Raw genomic sequence first — 19336 nt, forward strand, 5'->3', positions numbered from 1 at the left:
GAAACGCCCCCGGCCGAAGCCGGGGGCGTTTCGTTCAAGCGGAGCGGATCAGCGGAAGTCGCGACCGAAGTCGTAGTCGTCCAGCGGAACCGCGGCACCGGTGCCCGAACCGAACACGTCCGGGGTGTAGTAGCCGTCGTCGTAGGACGGGATCGCGTACGCCGCGACCCGCGCCTCTTCGGTCGGCTGCACCTGGATGTTCCGGTACTTGTTGATGCCCGTACCGGCCGGGATGAGCTTACCGATGATGACGTTCTCCTTGAGGCCCACGAGCTTGTCGCTGCGGCCGTTGATGGCCGCGTCGGTCAGGACTCGCGTGGTCTCCTGGAACGAGGCCGCCGACAGCCACGAGTCCGTGGTCAGCGACGCCTTCGTGATGCCCATCAGCACCGGACGGCCCGAAGCCGGCTCGCCGCCCTCGGCGACCGCGGCCCGGTTCGTCGCCTCGAACTTCGTCCGCTCGGGCAGCTCGCCCGGCAGGAAGTCCGTGGCACCGGAGTCGATGATCGTCACGCGGCGCAGCATCTGCCGCACGATGACCTCGATGTGCTTGTCGTGGATCGACACACCCTGCGCCCGGTACACCTTCTGGACCTCGTCCGTGAGGTGCATCTGCGCTTCGCGCGGGCCCATGACGCGCAGGACCTCGTGCGGGTCCGGCGTGCCCTCGAGCAGCTGCTGTCCGACGTGGACGTGGTCGCCGTCGCCCAGCGGGCCGTTCGGGGTGTTCGCGAGCCGCTGCCGCTTGGACAGCTTGTCGAAGACGATCTCCTCCGACCCGTCGTCCGGGATCAGGGTGATCTTCCAGAACCGCTCGCTCTCCTCGATCCGCACGCGGCCGTCGACGTCCGCGATCGGAGCCTTGCCCTTCGGCACGCGAGCCTCGAAAAGCTCGGTGACACGGGGCAGACCGGTCGTGATGTCGTCACCGGCGACACCACCCTGGTGGAACGTACGCATCGTCAGCTGCGTACCCGGCTCACCGATCGACTGGGCGGCGACGATGCCGACCGCCTCGCCGACGTCGACGAGCTGGCCCGTCGCCATCGAACGGCCGTAGCAGGTCGCGCACACCCCGACCGCCGACTCGCAGGTCAGCACCGAGCGGACCTTGACCTTCGAGATGCCGCTGGAGAGCAGCTTCTCGATGGCCGGGTCGCCGATGTCGTCGCCCGCGTTCAGCACGACGTTGCCCTTGGGGTCCACCGCGTCCGTCGCGAGGTTCCGCGCGTACACGGAGGTCTCGACGTGCTGGTCGCGCACGATCTTGCCGTCGCCGAGGTCCTCGCCGATCGGCATCATGATGCCGCGCGTGGTGCCGCAGTCGACCTCGCGGACGATGACGTCCTGCGAAACGTCCACCAGACGACGGGTCAGGTAACCCGAGTCCGCGGTACGGAGCGCCGTGTCCGCCAGACCCTTCCGGGCGCCGTGCGTCGCGATGAAGTACTCCGCCACCGACAGGCCTTCACGGAAGTTCGCCTTGATCGGACGCGGGATGTACTCGCCCTTCGGGTTCGACACCAGACCGCGCATACCGGCCAGCGAACGGACCTGCGTCATGTTGCCGGCGGCGCCCGACTTCACGATCATGGCGATCGGGTTGTCGTCCGGCAGCGCCGTCTCCATGATCTTGTGGACCTCTTCGGTCGCCTGCGTCCACACCTTGACGAGCTCGTTGTTGCGCTCGGCGTGGGACAGCTGACCGCGCTGGTACCGCTTCTCGACCTGGTCGGCCTTGCCCTCGTACTCGTCGAGAATGGCCTTCTTGCCGACCGGGGTCAGCACGTCCGAGATCGCGACCGTGACGCCCGAGCGGGTCGCCCAGTAGAAACCGGCGTCCTTGAGCTTGTCCAGCGTCTGCGCGACCTGCGTCATCGAGTACCGCTCGGCGAGGTCGTTCACGATGGCCGCCTGCCGCTTCTTCGGCATCGGCTCGTTGATGAACGGGTAGTCCGCCGGCAGCAGGTCGTTGAACAGGACGCGGCCCAGGGTCGTCTCGGCCAGCCACGGCTTGCCCGGCTCCCAGCCCTTTTCCGCGAGCGCCGCCTCGTCGGCCTTCGCCGGCTGACGGTCGGTGATGCGGATCTTGACCGGGGCGTGCAGGCTCAGCGCCTTGCGGTCGAACGCCATGATCGCCTCGGCGGGCGAGGAGTACGCGTTGCCCGCGCCCTCGGCGTTCTCGTTCAGCCGGGTCAGGTGGAACAGGCCGGTGACCATGTCCAGACGCGGCATGGCGAGCGGACGGCCCGACGCCGGCGACAGGATGTTGTTCGCCGACAGCATCAGGATCCGGGCCTCGGCCTGCGCCTCGGCCGACAGCGGCAGGTGCACCGCCATCTGGTCGCCGTCGAAGTCCGCGTTGAACGCTTCGCAGACCAGCGGGTGCAGCTGGATCGCCTTGCCCTCGACCAGCTGCGGTTCGAAGGCCTGGATGCCCAGCCGGTGCAGGGTCGGCGCGCGGTTCAGCATCACCGGGTGGCCGGTGATGACCTCTTCGAGCACGTCCCACACCTGCGGCCGCGAACGCTCCACCATCCGCTTGGCGGACTTGATGTTCTGCGCGTGGTTCAGGTCGACCAGCCGCTTCATGACGAACGGCTTGAACAGCTCGAGCGCCATGTCCTTCGGCAGACCGCACTGGTGCAGCTTCAGCTGCGGACCGACGATGATGACCGAACGACCCGAGTAGTCGACGCGCTTGCCCAGCAGGTTCTGGCGGAACCGGCCCTGCTTGCCCTTCAGCAGGTCGGACAGCGACTTCAGCGGCCGGTTGCCCGGACCGGTGACCGGACGCCCGCGGCGGCCGTTGTCGAACAGCGCGTCGACGGCCTCCTGCAGCATCCGCTTCTCGTTGTTGACGATGATCTCGGGCGCGCCGAGGTCGATCAGCCGCTTGAGCCGGTTGTTCCGGTTGATCACGCGGCGGTACAGGTCGTTCAGGTCCGACGTGGCGAAGCGGCCACCGTCGAGCTGCACCATCGGACGCAGGTCCGGCGGGATGACCGGGACGGCGTCGAGCACCATGCCGCGCGGGTCGTTGCCGGTCGCCTGGAACGCGGCGACGACCTTGAGCCGCTTCAGCGCGCGGAGCTTCTTCTGCCCCTTGCCGTTGCGGATGGTGTCGCGCAGGCTGTCGGCCTCCGCGGCGACGTCGAACTCGGTCGCCAGCTTCTGGATCGCCTCCGCGCCCATGCCGCCGGTGAAGTACTCGCCGTACCGGTCGACCAGCTCGCGGTAGAGCAGCTCGTCGGCGATCAGCTGACGCGGCTCGAGCTTCGTGAAGGTCGTCCAGACCTCCTCGAGACGGTCCAGCTCGCGACCGGCGCGGTCGCGGATCTGGCGCATCTCGCGCTCGCCGCCCTCCTTGACCTTGCGGCGCACGTCGGACTTCGCGCCCTCCGCCTCCAGCTCGGCCAGGTCGGCTTCCAGCTTCTGCGCGCGGGCCTCGATGTCGGCGTCGCGCTTCGTCTCGAGGTTCTTGCGCTCGACGCCGATCTCGTTCTCGAGGGTCGGCAGGTCGTTGTGCCGCAGCTCGGTGTTCACGCCGGTGATCACGTAGGCCGCGAAGTAGATGATCTTCTCGAGGTCCTTGGGCGCCAGGTCCAGCAGGTAGCCAAGGCGCGACGGAACGCCCTTGAAGTACCAGATGTGGGTGACCGGCGCGGCCAGCTCGATGTGGCCCATCCGCTCACGGCGCACCTTGGCGCGAGTGACCTCGACGCCGCAGCGCTCGCAGATGATGCCCTTGAACCGGACGCGCTTGTACTTGCCGCAGTAGCACTCCCAGTCCCGGGTCGGACCGAAGATCTTCTCGCAGAAGAGCCCGTCCTTCTCCGGCTTGAGGGTCCGGTAGTTGATGGTCTCCGGCTTCTTGACCTCGCCGAAGGACCACTGACGGATGTCGTCGGCAGTAGCAAGACCGATCCGGAGTTCGTCGAAGAAGTTGACGTCCAACACGTCTTTTCTTCCCTCTTTCCTTGAGGATTAAAGCCTTTGTGGTCCCGGGATCAACCGCACCTCAGGGGTACCGTGACGGCAGCCGGCCACGGTACCCCTCCCAGCGCGACGGTCCTCGAAAACGCGACCACACTTGGAAACGCCGGAGAGGCGGGCTAGTGCACGACGTCGTCCACCGAGGGCGACTCGTTGCGGGACAGGTTGATGCCGAGGTTCGCCGCCGCGCGCTCGAGGTCCTCGTCGTCGGAGTCGCGCATCTCGATCGCCGCGCCGTCGCTGGAGAGCACCTCGACGTTGAGGCACAGCGACTGGAGCTCCTTGAGGAGCACCTTGAACGACTCCGGGATGCCCGGCTCGGGGATGTTCTCCCCCTTCACGATCGCCTCGTACACCTTGACGCGGCCGACCACGTCGTCCGACTTGATCGTGAGCAGTTCCTGCAGCGTGTAAGCCGCGCCGTAGGCCTGCATCGCCCAGCACTCCATCTCGCCGAAGCGCTGGCCGCCGAACTGCGCCTTACCGCCCAGCGGCTGCTGGGTGATCATCGAGTACGGGCCGGTGGAGCGGGCGTGGATCTTGTCGTCGACCAGGTGGTGCAGCTTCAGGATGTACATGTAGCCGACCGACACCGGGTACGGGTACGGCTCGCCGGAGCGGCCGTCGAACAGCGTGGCCTTGCCGTTCTCCTTGACCATGCGCTCGCCGTCGCGGTTCGGCTTGGTCGCCCCGAGCAGCCCGGTGAGCTCCTCCTCCTTCGCGCCGTCGAACACCGGGGTGGCGGTGTTCGTGCCGGGCGCGACGTCGTAGAGCTCCGGCGACAGGTTCTTCGCCCAGTCCGGGTTGCCCTCGATCGTCCAGCCCTGCGAGGCCAGCCAGCCCAGGTGCAGCTCGAGGATCTGGCCGATGTTCATCCGTCGCGGCACACCGTGGGTGTTCAGGATGATGTCGACCGGGGTGCCGTCCTCCATGAACGGCATGTCCTCGACCGGCAGGATCTTGCCGATGACGCCCTTGTTGCCGTGCCGGCCGGCGAGCTTGTCGCCCGGCTGGATCTTGCGCTTCTGGGCCACGTAGACGCGGACCAGCTCGTTGACGCCCGGGGGCAGCTCGTCGTCGTCCTCGCGGGAGAACACCCGGATGCCGATGACCTTGCCGGTCTCGCCGTGCGGCACCTTCAGCGAGGTGTCGCGGACCTCGCGCGCCTTCTCGCCGAAGATCGCGCGGAGCAGGCGCTCCTCCGGGGTCAGCTCGGTCTCGCCCTTCGGCGTGACCTTGCCGACCAGGATGTCGCCGTCGCGGACCTCGGCGCCGATGCGGATGATGCCGCGCTCGTCGAGGTCGGCCAGGACCTCCTCGGAGACGTTCGGGATGTCCCGGGTGATCTCCTCGGCGCCCAGCTTGGTGTCGCGGGCGTCGATCTCGTGCTCCTCGATGTGGATCGACGTCAGCACGTCGTCCTGCACCAGGCGCTCGGAGAGGATGATCGCGTCCTCGTAGTTGTGGCCCTCCCACGGCATGACCGCGACGAGGAGGTTCTTGCCGAGCGCCATCTCACCGTTCTCGGTGGACGGGCCGTCGGCGATGACCTGGCCCTGCTCGACCCGGTCGCCCTCGTTGACGATCGGCCGGTGGTTGAAGCACGTGCCGTGGTTGGAGCGGCGGAACTTGTACAGTCCGTAGCTCTTCCGCGTGCCGTCGTCGTGCATGATCGTGATGATGTCCGCGGACAGCTCCTCGACCACGCCGGCCTGCTCGGCGACCAGGACGTCCCCGGCGTCGACCGCGGCGCGCAGCTCCACGCCGGTGCCCACGTACGGAGCCTGGTTGCGCAGCAGCGGAACAGCCTGGCGCTGCATGTTCGCGCCCATCAGCGCGCGGTTCGCGTCGTCGTGCTCCAGGAACGGGATCATCGCGGTGGCGACGGAGACCATCTGCCGCGGCGACACGTCCATGTAGTCGATCTCGAGCGGGTCGATCAGCTCGACCTCGCCGCCCTTGCGGCGGCCGAGGACCTTCTCCTCGACGAAGTGGCCGTCGTCGGTCAGCGGCGCGTTGGCCTGCGCCTTGACGTAACGGTCCTCCTCGTCCGCGGTCAGGTAGTCGACCTGGTCGGTGACCTGGCCCTCGACGACCTTGCGGTACGGCGTCTCGATGAAGCCGAACGGGTTGACCCGCGCGTACGAGCACAGCGAGCCGATCAGGCCGATGTTCGGGCCTTCCGGCGTCTCGATCGGGCACATCCGGCCGTAGTGCGACGGGTGGACGTCGCGGACCTCCATGCCGGCGCGCTCACGGGACAGACCGCCCGGGCCGAGGGCCGAAAGACGACGCTTGTGCGTCAGGCCCGACAGCGGGTTGTTCTGGTCCATGAACTGCGACAGCTGCGAGGTGCCGAAGAACTCCTTGATCGCCGCGCCGATCGGGCGGATGTTGATCAGGGTCTGCGGCGTGATCGCCTCGACGTCCTGCGTGGTCATGCGCTCGCGCACGACGCGCTCGGTGCGGGAGAGGCCGACCCGGATCTGGTTCTGGATCAGCTCGCCGACGGTGCGCAGGCGGCGGTTGCCGAAGTGGTCGATGTCGTCGGTCTCGACCGGCACCTCGACGCCGGCGGAGCTCGTCATCTTGTCCTCGCCGGCGTGCAGCCGGACCAGGTACTCGATGGCCGAGACGATGTCCTCTTCGGTCAGCGTGCCGGTCTCGTACGGGGTGTCGAGGCCCAGCTTCTTGTTGACCTTGTAGCGGCCGACCTTGGCCAGGTCGTAGCGCTTCGGCTTGAAGAACAGGTTCTCCAGCAGCGTCTGCGCGCTTTCCTTCGTGGGCGGTTCGCCCGGGCGCAGCTTGCGGTAGATGTCGAGCAGCGCCTCGTCGGTGCCCGCGGTGTGGTCCTTCTCGAGGGTGGCCAGCAGCGTCTCGGAGAACGAGAAGCGCTCGCGGATCGCCTCGGTGGACCAGCCCAGCGCCTTCAGCAGCACGGTGACCGGCTGGCGGCGCTTGCGGTCGATGCGGACGCCGACGGTGTCGCGCTTGTCCACGTCGAACTCGAGCCACGCGCCGCGGCTCGGGATCACGCGCACGCTGAAGACGTCCTTGTCGGTCGTCTTGTCGACACTGCTGTCGAAGTACACGCCCGGAGAACGCACCAGCTGGGACACGACGACCCGCTCGGTGCCGTTGATGATGAAGGTGCCCTTGTCGGTCATCACCGGGAAGTCGCCCAGGAAGACCGTCTGGCTCTTGATCTCGCCGGTGTTGTTGTTGACGAACTCGGCGGTGACGAACAGCGGGGCCGCGTACGTCATGTCCTTGTCCTTGCACTCCTCGATCGAGGCCTTGACCTCGTCGAAGCGCGGAGCGGAGAAGGACAGGGACATCGAGCCCGAGAAGTCCTCGATCGGCGAGATCTCGTTGAGGACCTCTTCCAGACCGCCGACCGGGTTTTCTTCGCCTTCGTTGACGCGGCGCTCGAACCACGCCTCGTGGCCGGTGAACCACTGGAACGACTGGATCTGGACGTCAAGCAGGTTCGGGGTGGAGAGTGGCTCGCGGATCTTCGCGAAGGAGACCCGCTTGGGCGCTCCGGGGATTCCCGTGGCCTGCGCGCGGGATTCAGCCGAGGTGGTCGCAGCAGTGGCCTGGTTCGCGGGAGAGACTGCCAAGATGCGTCCTTCCGGGGACAATGAGCGGTGAGCAGCCGCGATGGCAACAGCTGTCGCGGACTGTCAGGGGTGCCGTGTGCCCACTATCCTAACTACCGGCTCCGGGCAGCCTGAAAGAGGGCAGCGCAAAGAGGCAGTCTAGCCCGGATGGCGCGGTCTGTCCAGGGGGCACTCCAGACGGGGCCCAGCCTGCATCGCGTCACCTTCGGGCAGTGCGTCTCCCTGAGCGTCACTGCGTCCTCGGCTCCCGGTTCGCACCGGGTTTTCGCGCCCCTCCCGCAAGGTTCGCGTTCCCCGGCCGTGACCGTTGGCAGTAAGCGTGAACCCACGCGGCTTTGGAGTCAAGATGCCGCGCGGCGGTCCCGCCGGTTGGCGCAGCGTCGAAGGCGGACAGCACAGGGTGACCGTTCCCGCGGGCGTCGAGGTTACCGCCGGGTACCCGCGGACGGTCGCCCAGGTCGGCCGGGCTGCGGTGCAGGTGGGCGGCCCTGCCGGGTTTCCGGCGGCGGTTTCCGCATCGGTGTGGCGGGCGCGGGATGGATCACATTCCACGAGCGGTCGCGGGCCCGATGTTGGCCGGGAGAGTGGGGTTCTTTCGGGAAACGGACTGGGCTTCGGCGGCGTTTCCATCTGCCGGATCTGGGAACGAAGGCCGCGGGATTGAGCTCTGCAGGCCTCGCGCGGACCGGCTGAGCTTCCAGCCCGCCAATGCTCTACAGCCACCCAGGCAGCGGCTCGGCCCGCCGCACCCACTCCTCAGGCAACCGGTGCTCCCCCGCCGCCAGTACTCCGCCGGTGATCGCGCCGACGGTGTCCACGTCGTCCGCGACCTGCGCGACCGTCCAGAGTGCGTCCTCGTAACTGCGGTGGTGCCGAGCCGCGGCCCACAAGGCCAGCGGCACCGTGTCGTGCGCGGCCATCTCGCGCCCGACGCCGAGTTCGGCGGCCGCCGTCCGGGCATCCGCGTCGATCAGCCGCACAGCCGTTTCCAGCGCCGTACGCACCTTTCCCGGCGGCACGAACGGCAACACCCCTTGCAGCAGCTCCGCCCCGCCCAACTGAGGTGTCACCGCGCGGAGCGACGCCGCCACAGCCACCGCGACCGTCCCCGCGACGCCTTCGAAGTGCGAATGCGTCACGACCGACGAGCGTTCCGCGTCCTGCAAAACCCGGGGTAGGTCCGCGCCGTGAAACGCGCCCAGCGGCGCCGCCCGCATCGCTCCGCCGTTGCCCCACGAGCCGCCGCCGAAAGACTGGCTGGCCAGCGCTCGCCAGGATTCGCCCCGGCGGATGTGGGCGAGCAGGCGTTCGGTTCCCGGCCCGTACCCGCGGTCCGGGTCGTAGTGCGCGGCGAACGAGGCCGCGAGCGCGTCCTGGTCCACGCGGCCGCAGCGGCGCAGGACGGCGTACAGCGAGCAAGCCATCTCGGTGTCGTCCGTCCAGAGCCACGGCTCCTCGGGCAGCTTGCGGGCGACCACCTCGGGGTGGTCTCCGGGCAAAGTGCAGCGAGCGCCGAAGGCGTCCCCCAGGGCTAAACCGCGCAGACAGGCCAAGGCAAGATCCGCGTTCACCGGCGAAGAGTAGCCACTTCTTCACGCCTTCACTGGGTAAACTGCCGAATGGATCACGAGTTCCGGCGGGGGTGTGCACGACGGTGACAGCCGACTCGCTTCCCGAGCTGATCCTGCGCAGGCTGGTGATCAGCGAGCAGGTCGCCGCCGCGAAGTTCGGGGCTGGACGGCCCGTCGACGATCCCGTCCGCGAAGAGCGCGAGCTCGCCCGCGTCCGGGCCCTCGCCCGCGACCTGGGCCTCGACCCGGACCTCGCCGCCGACTTCCTCTCCGACCAGATCGCGGCGAGCAAGCAGGTGCAGCATCGGCTTTTCGCGCGCTGGACCGCGCATCCCGACGAACGGCCGTCCGCCGGCCCCGACCTGTCTGTGCTGCGCGCCGAATTGGACGGCCTCACGGTCGCTCTGCTGGACCGGCTGGCCGCTTCCGTCCCCGAACCTCTGACCCCGCCGGAAACCCCGCACGAGCTGACGCAGGAGCCGCTCCGGACGGCCTACCGGACGCTGGCACGCCAACGGCCCGCCCCCGGAGCTTCCGGGAACGGGCCGTGACGCCTGGCTGAGACCGCCTCTACTTCGACGGCGGGGCCGAAGCCGGGGCGGACGGCGCGGGTGCGCCAGCGGCCGGTCCGGCGGCCTTGTAGGTGTCCATGTCGGTGATCTTCCAGGTGTTGCCCTGCAGCTGGGCGTCCACGTGCATCTGCGCCGTGCCGGCCGCGGTCTGCTTGGTGTCCGCGCGCGTCGACGTCTGGTCGATGAACAGCATCACCCGGGCGAGGTCGCCGTTCAGCCGGATCACCGCGCTGCGGGTGACCTTGCAGGTCACGACCACCTTCTGCTCCGGCGCGAGCTTCTTGACCTGGCCCATCAGCGCGTTGTAGCTGGCCTTGACCTGGTCGGTCGCGAGCAGCTGGTTGGCCGCGTCCTCGGTCTTCTTGATGTTGTTGAAGTCGTAGGAGAACAGCGTCTCGATGGCCTTCGAGACCTGGTCCTTGACCTGCGCGGTCTTCGCCACGTCGAGCACCGCGCGGTTGCTCGTCGAATCGGCCGCGTCCGAGCCCTTGACCTGGAAGATGACCGCCGCGGCCACCAGAGCCAGTCCGACGACCAGCAGCAGCGCGACCCGCACGGTGTTGCGGCTGACCACGGACCGCTGCGCCGGAACCGCGGCTGCGGCGTCCTCGCGCGTGCGTGCCTTGGTCTCGGCCTCCTCGACGTCCGAGGGCTTCTCCGAACCGGTGTCCCGCTTCTTCCGTCGCGGGCTCGGCCGGGCCGGTTTCTCTTCCTCGACGGTCTCGCCGGTGAGCGCGTCGATCTCTTCGGCCGGGGCTTTCTCGGCGACCGCGGAAGCCTCGGGTTCAGCGGCGTCTTCCTCGACTGCGGTCCCCGCGACCTCGGTTTCGGCGGGTTCGGTCTCCGGCTCCGCCGGACGCGCCAGTCCGCCGCGGGGGATCCGCAGCTCCTGGGTCACCTCGGCCGGGTCGGCGTCAGGGAGCGGCCGCGGCCGGGGGCGCGGTGTGGGCGAGGCCGCCGGCGCCGCCGGGTCCGACGGCTTGCGCAGCCCGGCGACCTTCGGCCTGCGGGCCGGTGGCGTGCTGCTGCGCGGTGGCTGGCGACGGGAGGGGGGCACTGCGGAACTCCGATCTGCGGGTGAAGCTACTGGCCGGCGGCGACGAGCGGCACTTGGTCGATCCCGGACAGCTTCCAGTCGCTGCCGACCCGGGTCATCTGGACCTCGAGCCGCAGCGCCTTGGTGGCGTTCTTGCCGCCCGCCGAGGTGTCCGTGCTGATCGCGGCCAGGAAGCTGGCCTTGCCGTCGTGGTCGTTGAGCTCCTCGACCGCGATGTCCTGGATCGTCGTGGTGACCTTGACCTTCTGGTCGGTCAGCGCCTTCGAGTAGTTCGGCTGGGCCTGCGCGATCTGCTTGGCCATGTCGTCGCTCGACACCGACTTCTGCTTGGCGAAGTAGTCGTCGAGATGCTGGTAGTCGACCTGGGTGTAGGCCAGCACCGCGGCGGCGCCCTCCTTGAGCACGTCGTCGCGTGCAGCGGCGAGGTCCCGGTCGCCGTCCATCTCCGCGACCAGCCACATGATCCCGAACACGATCGCCACCACCAGCGCGGCGAGAGCGAACGCCCCGGACCCGAGCAGCCAGACGCGCGGCGATCCGGGAAGCGTCCACTTTTCCTTCGCCGCCGCCGTTGCCGGTTCGGGCGTCTCAGCGGTCACCTCTTCCTCGGCGACCGCGTGCTCGGCACTCATAACACTCCAGAGTAGGTAACAGTCATCAAATCCCAGTCAGCCGAGCCCCAGCAGCGAGCCCATGCTGTTCAGGGACACCCCGGGGCTGCCGACCACGCCCGGCACCTGAGCGTCGCGCTGCTCCTGCAGCTGCTGCGCGGGCCGGTTCTGGTTCGCCGCGATGTCCTGCTGCGACGGCTGCACCGGCACGCCGTTGTAGGGCGCGTTCTGGGAACCCCGGACGTTGATCGGGCTGCCCTTCGGTTCCGCACAGTAGGCCTTGTCGTCCTCCGGCCGGGGCGAGGTGTCCGACCCCGGACGGTACTGGCTGTAGGGCAGATAGCCCTTCGTGCACGACGGCGGGTTGAACAGGTTCAGCACCAGGCCGAGGTGCGCGGTCCCGTCGCCGGGGGCCACCGACGGCGCGGCGGCCGCCAGTGCCGGGTAGGTCACCAGGCCCTGTTCGAGACCGTCCAGCCGGGTCACGGTCAGGTTGGCCGTGGTCAGCAGGTTCGCGGTCAGCGCGCCGAGACCGGGCCCGGTCTCCTTGACGACCTCGCTGATCTGGGTCGCCACCTGGGGGGTGACGCCGATCAGCTTGCGCAGGTCGCCGTCGGAGTTCTTGAGCGTCCCGCTGAGCTGGTTGAGGCTCTTGGAGAAGGACGCGAAGTTCGACGCCTCGTCGTTCTGCGTGTCCAGCACCTGGCCGCCGGCCTGCAGCAGCTGCACGGTCTGCGGCAGGTACTGCTGCGCGGTGGTGGTGAAGCTGCGCGCGGTGTCGAGCAGCCTCTGCAGGTCGCCGCCGGTGCCGCGGAACGCGTCGTAGGACTCGTCGACGACCTTCCGCAGCGAGTCGGTCGGCACCGAGGCCGACAGCGAATCGAGGTCGCCGAGGAGCCGGTCGGTGCTGACCGGGGTCGTGGTGCGCGCGGCCGGGATCACCGAACCGCTCGCCAGGTACGGGCCCTGGTCGTTCTTCGGCCGCAGGTCCACGTACTGCTCGCCGACCGCGGACCGGTTGGCGATGACCGCGTCGAGGTCGGACGGCACGCGCGGGGCCGACGGGTCGATGTTCAGGTCCGCCTCGAGCCCGGTCTGGGTCAGCCGCAGCTGCCCGACGCGGCCGACGTTGAACCCGCGGTAGGTCACCTCGGCGTTGGTGAAGATCCCGCCGGATTCGTTGAGCTGCAGCTTGACCGTGTAGCCGCTGCTGCCGAAGACCGTGCCGAGGCCGGCGAACCGGATCAGCGCGTACACGATGGCCACGACCGAGATGATCGCGAAGACCACCAGCTGGATTTTCGTCCTGCGCAGCAACATCAGCCAGCACCTCCGGAAAGCACCCCGAACAGGCCGGACAACCCGCCCTGCGACGGCTGTCCGCCGCCCTGGCCGCCGGTCGAAGACGGAGCCGGCTGCTGTTGCTGCGCGGGCTGGCTGCCCGGGAACGACAGCGGCGGCGGCTGGTTCGACGGCGTGCCCTCGACGCCGCCGGTCAGCCCGGGAGCCGGGATCAGGCCGTTCAGCCCGTTCTGCCTGCTGCGGCCCAGGTTGTCGATGACGTCCTTGAGGTTCAAGTCGATCTTGGCGAACAGGTTGAAGTAGTCGCCCTTGACGTCGTTGTAGGCCTGGTCGGTGAACGGGTAGGTCAGCAGGATCTCCAGCGCCTTGGGCAGGTCGTTGCCCGCCTCGCCGAGCTTCTGCAGCGTCGGCGTGAGCGCCTTCAGGTCCGCCACCAGGTCCGCCTTGCTCCGGTTCACCGTGTCAGTCGCGACCCCGGAGAGGTTGTTGAGCGCGTTCAGCATGGTCACCAGCTGGCCACGCTGCTGTTCCAGCACCCCGAGCCCGGGCCCGAGGTTGTCGACCGCGCCGACCAGCTTGTCCTTCTGGTCACGCAGCGTCATGGACAGCCGGTTGAGGCCGTCGAGCGCGCGGGTGATGTTGGCCGACTGGTTGTCGAGGTTGGTGACCAGCTCGTTCGCGTTGTTGAGCAGCGCCTTGATGTCCGGCTCGCGGCCGGACGTGGCGTTGTTGAGCTCCTTGGTGATCGTGTTGAGCTGGTCCACGCCGCCGCCGTTGAGCAGCAGGGACAGCGCACCGAGCACCTCCTCGACCTCGACGTCGCGGCCGGTGCGCGCGAGCGGGATGGTCGCCCCGTTCGCCAGCTGCCCGGTCGCCTCGTTCCCGCCCGGCGAGGCCAGCTCCACGTACTTCTCGCCGAGCAAGCTCGACTGCTTCACGTTGGCCATCGCGTTGGCGGGCAGCTTGACGTCGCCGTTGACCTCGACGGTCACCTCGGCGTGCCAGCCGTCCGGCGTCAGCCCGATCGACTTGACCTGCCCGACCGGCACCTCGTTGACCTTCACCCCGGACTGCGGGACGAGGTCGAGCACGTCCTTGAACTGGATCTTCACCGTGTACGGATGGCTGCCGAGGTCGGCCCCGCCGGGCAGCGGGACGTCGTAGACGCCGTTGAACGAGCAGCCGCTCAGCACGAGCGCGGTCACCGTGGCGAGCGCCCCGCCCGCGGCGAACTTCGTCAGTCGCTTCACGTCAGCTCCCCTGCGTCCCGTAGACCTGGCCCTGCAGCGGGAGCGGCAGCGGCGGCAGCTGGCCGTTCTGCATCGCCTGGATGACCTGCGCGGTGGACGGGAGCGGAACCGCGCCGTCGACCACCTTGGCGATGCCGTCGCAGGCGTTGCCGAGCAGCTGCTTGGTCACCGAGGTCTGCTTGAGCAGGCTGCAGACCATCACCAGCGGCGGCTGGGTCAGCTCGTTGAGGTTCGGCCGCGTGTCGAGCGTGCCGGACGAGCCGTTGTAGACGCCGACGATGTTCTCCAGTGCCACCGGCGCGACGTCGAGGATCTCGGCGAGCGAGCTGCGCTGGTCCACCAGCACCTTCGTCACGCTGGCCAGTTTGTCCACATTGGACTTCAATCGGCCGCGGTTGCGTTCGATGAAACCCTGCACCGACTGCAGCGTGGTGCCGAGCTGCTGCACCGTCTGGGCGAGATTGTCCTTCTCCCCGGCGAGGAATCCGCTCACGTCGGCGAGCTGGCTTTCGAACTGGCGCACCTGGCCGTCGCTGTTGGCGAGCGTCTGGGAGAACTTGCCCAGGTTCTGCACCGTCTGGAAGAGGTCGTCCTTGTTGCCCGCCAGCGTTCCGGACGCCTGCCCGAGCTTGGTGATCGTGTCGTGCAGCGCCTTGCCGTTGCCGTCGAGGTTGTTCGCCGCGGTGTTCAGCAGGTCCGACAGCGAGCCGTTCTTGTTGGCCCCGTTCGGCCCCAGCGTCTCGCTGACCTTGGCGAGGCTGGCGGCGAGCTGGTCGACCTCCAGCGGCACCTCGGTGCGGTCGAGGCCGATCGTCGCGCCGTCGGAGATCCGCGGGCCGCCGGTGTAGGCCGGGGCGAGCTGGATGTAGCGGTCGCTGACCAGCGACGGGGCCACGATCAGCGCCTTCGCGTCGGCGGGCACCGCGACCGAGCGGTCGTATTCGAGGTCGACCCGGACCTGGTTGCCCATCGGCTGGATCTTGGTCACCGTGCCCATGTCCACGCCGAGCATCCGGACGCTGTTGCCCTCGTAGAGGCCGACGGCGCCGGAGAAGTACGCGGTCAGGTGGTTGCGGCCGGCGTCCTTGAGGGTCCACCAGAGCGCGCCCGCCACCACGAGCGCGAGCACGATCGCGATCGTCATGCCGCGCATGAGCGACTGGCCGAAGCGGGTGTCGGTCATTTGGAGTTGCACCCCTCCGGATTGAGCGGGCCGACCGAAGGAAGCACCAGGCCGCAGATGTAGTTGTCGAACCAGTGCCCGGTGCCGATCGTGTTGTTGAAGACCCGGATGAACGGCGCGAACTTCTGGATTCCCTGCGCCAGCGAGTCCTGGTTGCGCTGCAGCATCGACGTGAGCTGGTCGAGCTGGGTGAGCACCGGGTTCAGCTGGCCGTCGTTGTCGTCGACCAGGCCCTGCAACTGCGTCGAGAGCTGCCTCGAACCGTCGAGCAGCGTCTTGATCGCCTGCTCGCGCTTGCCGATCTCGTCGAGCAGCTGGTTGCCGTCGGTGATCAGCTTCTGCACCTCGGCGTCGCGGTCGACCAGCGTCTGCGACACCTCCCGCGTGTTGGCCAGCAGGTTCGCCAGCTGCGAATCGCGCTTGGCGATCGTGTCCGACAGCTTCGACAGCCCGGACAGCGCGCCCTTCACGTCCTGCGGGGTGTTCGAGAACGTCTGGGTGATCGCCTCGAAGCTCTTGGACAGCTGGTTCGTGTCGATCGCGTCGACCGTCTGCGACAGGCCGCGGAACGCGTCCAGCACGTCGTACGGCGACATCGTGCGGTCGCGCGGGATCGGGCTGCCCGGGTCGAGCGTGCCGTTGCCCTGCGGGTCGAGCGCGAGGTACTTCTGGCCCAGCAGCGTCTTGATCTTGATCGCCGCCGTGGTCTTGTCGCCCATCCAGGCGTCCTTGACCTTGAACGACACCTTGACGTTCGGGCCGTCGAGCTTGATGTCGGACACCTTGCCGACCTTCACGCCGGCGATCCGCACGTCGTTGTCCTTCTGCAGCCCGGCCGCTTCGGAGAAGTCCGCGCTGTAGGTGGTGCCGCCGCCGATCACCGGCAGGTCGTCGGAGTTCAGCGCGGCGACGAGGCCGAGCGCCATCACCGCGATGCCGACCAGGGCGATCGGGATCGGATTGCGTTTCTGGAAGGACTTCATGGCTTGCACCTGTCCCGACTCACCGGCGCGAGCGTGAAGTTCGTCGGCGGCAGCAGCGGCGGCGCGCCGACCGTCCCGGTCATCTCGCAGGAGTAGAAGTTGAACCACGAGCCGTAGTCGGCGGTGCGCGTGAGCGCACTGACCTTCTTCGGCATGAACTGGATGAAGTGTTCGACAAGCGGCTCGTTCTGGTTCAGGTTCGTGGTGAGCTTGCCCAGAGCCGCGATGTCGTCCTTCAACGGCGCCCGCGCGTCGGTCAGCAGACCGGCGGTCGTGGTGGCCAGGTTGCCCAGCCCCTCGATCGCGTCGCCGATCGGCTTGCGGTCCGCGGCCAGGCCGGACACCAGCTGCTGCAGCTTCACGATCAGGTCGTTGAGCTGCGGGGTGTGCTGGTTGACCGTGTCCAGGACCGAGTTGAGGTTGTCGATGACCTCGCCGATCACCTGGTCCTTGTTGGCGATCGTGGTGGCCAGCGAGGCGGTGTGCGACAGCAGGCTTTCCACCGTGCCGCCCTCGCCCTGCAGCACCTGGATGACCTCGTAGGACAGCTTGTTGACGTCGTCCGGGTTCAGCGCGGTGAACAGCGGCTTGAACCCGTTGAACAGCTCGGTCAGGTCCAGCGCGGGCGTGGTGCGCTCGAGCGGGATCGTGTCGCCCGGCTTGAGCGTCGCGCCGCTGGTGTCGTCGCCCTCGCCGAGCGAGACGTAGCGCTGGCCGACCAGGTTGCGGAACTTGATCTGCGCGGTGACGCCTGCCGGGAGCTTGCGCCCGGAGTCGACCTCGAAGTCCACCTGCGCCTGGCGCTTGTCGACGATCTTCACGTCCTTGACCTGGCCGACGCGGACGCCCGCGATGCGCACGTCGTCGTTCGGCAGCAGGAGCGTGGCGTCGGTGAACCGCGCGGAGTAGGTGCTGGTGCTGGTGGTGTTGATGTTCGCGATGCTGATGCCGAGCACTGTCGTGAACAGCACCGTGACGACCACGAAGATCGACAGCTTGATCAGCGGTGCGGCGAGTCCCCTCACTTGACCGTCACCTCCGTGCCCCGGTAGAGCGGGCCGACGAGCAGCGAGCCCCAGCCCGGGAACTGTCCCTGCGGAATCCCCATCTCCGGGCTGACCAGCGCGGCGAGGAAGTTGTTCTCGGCCGCGGTGTTGACCGGGTTGCCGCCCGAGGCTCCGCCGCCGTTGAGCCCGGCCGCGTCACCCTTGAAGTTGGCCGGGTTCAGGCCCTCGCCCACGGTCTTCGGAGCCGGACCCTGTTTGGTGCCGTCCTTGAACGGGCCGTCCGGCGGCTCCTGCGGGAACGGGTCCGGCGCGGGGTTGAGGTCGTAGCAGCGCGGACCGCGCTTGTCCTCGAACCGCGGTTCCTCGCCCGGCTTGTACGGCCCGCGGTTCACGACGACCTCGATGGTCGCGTTCAGGCCGGGCTTGCCGTTGTACTTGCCCAGCGCCGCGTCCGCGACCGGCACGACCTTCGCCATCTGCTTCAGCACGCACGGGTATTCGGGCGAATACTTCGCGAGCAGCTCCGCGGTCGGGCGCGCGGTGCTGGCGAGGCTGATCAGGTTCTGCGAGTTCGCTTCCAGGAACGACTGCAGGTCCTGCGACGCCGTGGTGAGGTTGCCGTAGAGGCTCGAGAGGTTCGCCTGCTCGGCGACCACGGTGCGGGTCGTCGTGCTCAGGTTGTCCAGGCTCTGCACCAGATCCGGCGTCGCGTTGCTCAGATGCCCGGAGAACTCCGCGAGCGCCTGCAGGTTGTGCTGCAGTTCCGGCTCGTGCGGGTTCAGGTCGCCGATGTACTGGCCGAGCTGCGAAAGCGTTTCGCCGAGCGGTTTGCCGCGGCCCTGCAGCGCGGTCGAGATCGCGCTGAGCGTGCTGGAGAGCTTCTGCGGCTGAACCGCCTGCAGCACCGGCATCAGGTGCTCCAGCGCCTGCTCCAGTTCGATCGCGCTCGAAGTGCGGTCCTGGGTGATCACGTCGCCCTGGGAAAGCGTTTTGGCCGACGGGTCCTTCGGAATCTCCAGCGACACGTAGCGTTCGCCGAACAACGTCTTCGGAAGGAAGCGTGCGGACACGTTCTCCGGAATCAGCTTCACCGACTCCGGGTCCATCGCGAGCGTCAGTTCCGCGCCGTTCTCGGTGGCCTTGATGTCCTGCACCGAACCGACGATCAGACCGCGGACCTTCACGTCGGACTGCTTGAGCAATTGGTTGCCGATGCTGCCCGCGTCGAGCTTCACCGTGACGAACTTGCTGAACGCCTTGTCGTACATCGCGATGCTGAGCGCGATCCCGCCGACGAGCACCGCCACCAGCAGCAGGCCGAGCAACCTGCGCCGTAGTGTGGTCATCCCGCAATCCTCACCGTGACGTCGGTTCCCCAAATCGCGAAACCGATGAAGAAGTTCACGACCGAAACCGTGACGATGGAAAGCCGCACCGCGCGGCCGACGGCCACGCCCACCCCGGCGGGCCCTCCGCTGGCCCGGTACCCGAAGTAGCAGTGCGAAAGAATGATCAAAACGCTGAAGATCAGCACCTTGATGAACGAATAGAGCACGTCTTGTGGTGGTAGGAACAGGTCGAAGTAATGGTCGTAGGTACCCGCGGATTGTCCGTAGATATAGATAACGACCAGCCGCGAGGCGAGGTACGAGCTCAGCAGGCCGATCACGTACAGCGGGATCACGGCCACGAACCCGGCGATGATCCGCGTGGTCACCAGGTACGGAAGGCTCGGCACGGCCATCACCTCGAGCGCGTCGATCTCCTCGGAGATCCGCATCGCGCCGAGCTGCGCGGTGAAGCCCGCGCCGACCGTCGCCGACAGCGCCAGCCCGGCGACCAGCGGCGCGATCTCGCGGGTGTTGAAGAACGCGGTGAGGAAGCCGGTGAACGCCGAGGTGCCGATCGAGTTCAGCGCCGAGTAGCCCTGCAGGCCGACGAGAACACCGGTGAACAGGGTCAGGCCGACCATCACGCCGACCGTGCCGCCGATGACCGCGAGCGAGCCGGAGCCGAAGCTCACCTCGGCCAGCAGCCGCAGCACTTCCTTGGTGTAGCGGCGCAGCGTGCGCGGCGTCCACAGCAAAGCCCGGCCGTAGAACGACATCTGGTCGCCGAGCGTGTCCAGGGTCTCGAGCGGCCGGTTGGCGATCCGCTTCGCCCCCGCGAGGAACGTCATGG

At 68.1% G+C, this 19336-nt stretch carries 13 protein-coding genes; 1 reads left to right on the forward strand and 12 read right to left on the reverse strand.

Going from position 1 to position 19336, the window contains the following annotated elements; genetic code table 11:
* Positions 1–48: 48 nt before the first annotated feature.
* From ATK30_RS14425 to ATK30_RS14435, 3 genes are all read right to left on the reverse strand, one after another.
* The gene (locus ATK30_RS14425) at positions 49–3960 is read right to left on the reverse strand and encodes a DNA-directed RNA polymerase subunit beta' (RefSeq protein WP_101436027.1); all 3912 of its coding nucleotides are present in this window, start codon (positions 3958–3960) and stop codon (positions 49–51) included.
* A gap of 155 nt (positions 3961–4115) precedes the next feature.
* Positions 4116–7619 carry a DNA-directed RNA polymerase subunit beta gene (gene rpoB, locus ATK30_RS14430; RefSeq protein WP_101436028.1) on the reverse strand — a complete coding sequence of 1168 codons (3504 nt, stop codon included), beginning with the start codon at positions 7617–7619 and terminating at the stop codon, positions 4116–4118.
* A gap of 713 nt (positions 7620–8332) precedes the next feature.
* Positions 8333–9190 carry an ADP-ribosylglycohydrolase family protein gene (locus ATK30_RS14435; protein WP_101436029.1) on the reverse strand — a complete coding sequence of 286 codons (858 nt, stop codon included), beginning with the start codon at positions 9188–9190 and terminating at the stop codon, positions 8333–8335.
* A gap of 83 nt (positions 9191–9273) precedes the next feature.
* Between ATK30_RS14435 and aroQ the strand changes: the two genes are divergently transcribed.
* Entirely contained in the window at positions 9274–9741 is a 468-nt protein-coding gene (gene aroQ, locus ATK30_RS14440; RefSeq protein ID WP_167441909.1) for a gamma subclass chorismate mutase AroQ, read from the forward strand.
* A 19-nt stretch (positions 9742–9760) separates the two neighbouring features.
* Here aroQ and ATK30_RS14445 read toward each other — a convergent pair whose 3' ends face one another.
* Genes ATK30_RS14445 through ATK30_RS14485 form a run of 9 tightly spaced genes read right to left on the reverse strand, consistent with a single transcriptional unit; the run spans position 9761 to position 19334 of the window.
* Positions 9761–10819 carry a hypothetical protein gene (locus tag ATK30_RS14445; protein ID WP_244194615.1) on the reverse strand — a complete coding sequence of 353 codons (1059 nt, stop codon included), beginning with the start codon at positions 10817–10819 and terminating at the stop codon, positions 9761–9763.
* 26 nt (positions 10820–10845) lie between these two features.
* A complete protein-coding gene (locus tag ATK30_RS14450) occupies positions 10846–11451 on the reverse strand; it encodes a hypothetical protein (RefSeq protein WP_183123721.1) in 606 nt (201 codons plus the stop codon).
* 36 nt (positions 11452–11487) lie between these two features.
* Positions 11488–12750: an MCE family protein gene (locus ATK30_RS14455; protein WP_101436031.1), complete on the reverse strand. Its 1263-nt coding sequence runs from the start codon at positions 12748–12750 to the stop codon at positions 11488–11490.
* A complete protein-coding gene (locus tag ATK30_RS14460; protein ID WP_101440829.1) occupies positions 12750–13973 on the reverse strand; it encodes an MCE family protein in 1224 nt (407 codons plus the stop codon). Before ATK30_RS14460 ends, ATK30_RS14455 begins: the two co-directional genes overlap by 1 nt.
* 10 nt (positions 13974–13983) lie before the next feature.
* Positions 13984–15165 (reverse strand): MCE family protein, encoded by a 1182-nt coding sequence (locus ATK30_RS14465; protein ID WP_101436032.1) that lies wholly within the window; start codon positions 15163–15165, stop codon positions 13984–13986.
* On the reverse strand, positions 15162–16148 hold the full coding sequence (locus tag ATK30_RS14470; RefSeq protein ID WP_101436033.1) for an MCE family protein: 987 nt from the start codon (positions 16146–16148) through the stop codon (positions 15162–15164). Before ATK30_RS14470 ends, ATK30_RS14465 begins: the two co-directional genes overlap by 4 nt.
* Complete coding sequence (locus tag ATK30_RS14475; RefSeq protein WP_101436034.1) at positions 16145–17173, reverse strand: MCE family protein; 1029 nt, start codon at positions 17171–17173, stop codon at positions 16145–16147. The genes ATK30_RS14470 and ATK30_RS14475 overlap by 4 nt, the downstream gene beginning before the upstream one ends.
* Complete coding sequence (locus ATK30_RS14480; RefSeq protein ID WP_101436035.1) at positions 17170–18501, reverse strand: MCE family protein; 1332 nt, start codon at positions 18499–18501, stop codon at positions 17170–17172. The genes ATK30_RS14475 and ATK30_RS14480 overlap by 4 nt, the downstream gene beginning before the upstream one ends.
* Complete coding sequence (locus ATK30_RS14485) at positions 18498–19334, reverse strand: MlaE family ABC transporter permease (protein WP_101436036.1); 837 nt, start codon at positions 19332–19334, stop codon at positions 18498–18500. The genes ATK30_RS14480 and ATK30_RS14485 overlap by 4 nt, the downstream gene beginning before the upstream one ends.
* Positions 19335–19336 lie beyond the last annotated feature (2 nt).

Source organism: Amycolatopsis echigonensis (assembly GCF_002846615.1).
GTDB classification, from domain to species: Bacteria; Actinomycetota; Actinomycetes; order Mycobacteriales; family Pseudonocardiaceae; genus Amycolatopsis; species Amycolatopsis echigonensis.

Bases quoted from the DNA above. Each gene is read 5' to 3' on its own strand.
- ATK30_RS14450 (WP_183123721.1), bottom strand. From the start codon at position 11,451: ATGAGTGCCGAGCACGCGGTCGCCGAGGAAGAGGTGACCGCTGAGACG.
- ATK30_RS14455 (WP_101436031.1), bottom strand. From the start codon at position 12,750: ATGTTGCTGCGCAGGACGAAAATCCAGCTGGTGGTCTTCGCGATCATC.
- ATK30_RS14465 (WP_101436032.1), bottom strand. From the start codon at position 15,165: ATGACCGACACCCGCTTCGGCCAGTCGCTCATGCGCGGCATGACGATC.
- ATK30_RS14470 (WP_101436033.1), bottom strand. From the start codon at position 16,148: ATGAAGTCCTTCCAGAAACGCAATCCGATCCCGATCGCCCTGGTCGGC.
- ATK30_RS14480 (WP_101436035.1), bottom strand. From the start codon at position 18,501: ATGACCACACTACGGCGCAGGTTGCTCGGCCTGCTGCTGGTGGCGGTG.
- ATK30_RS14485 (WP_101436036.1), bottom strand. From the start codon at position 19,334: ATGACGTTCCTCGCGGGGGCGAAGCGGATCGCCAACCGGCCGCTCGAG.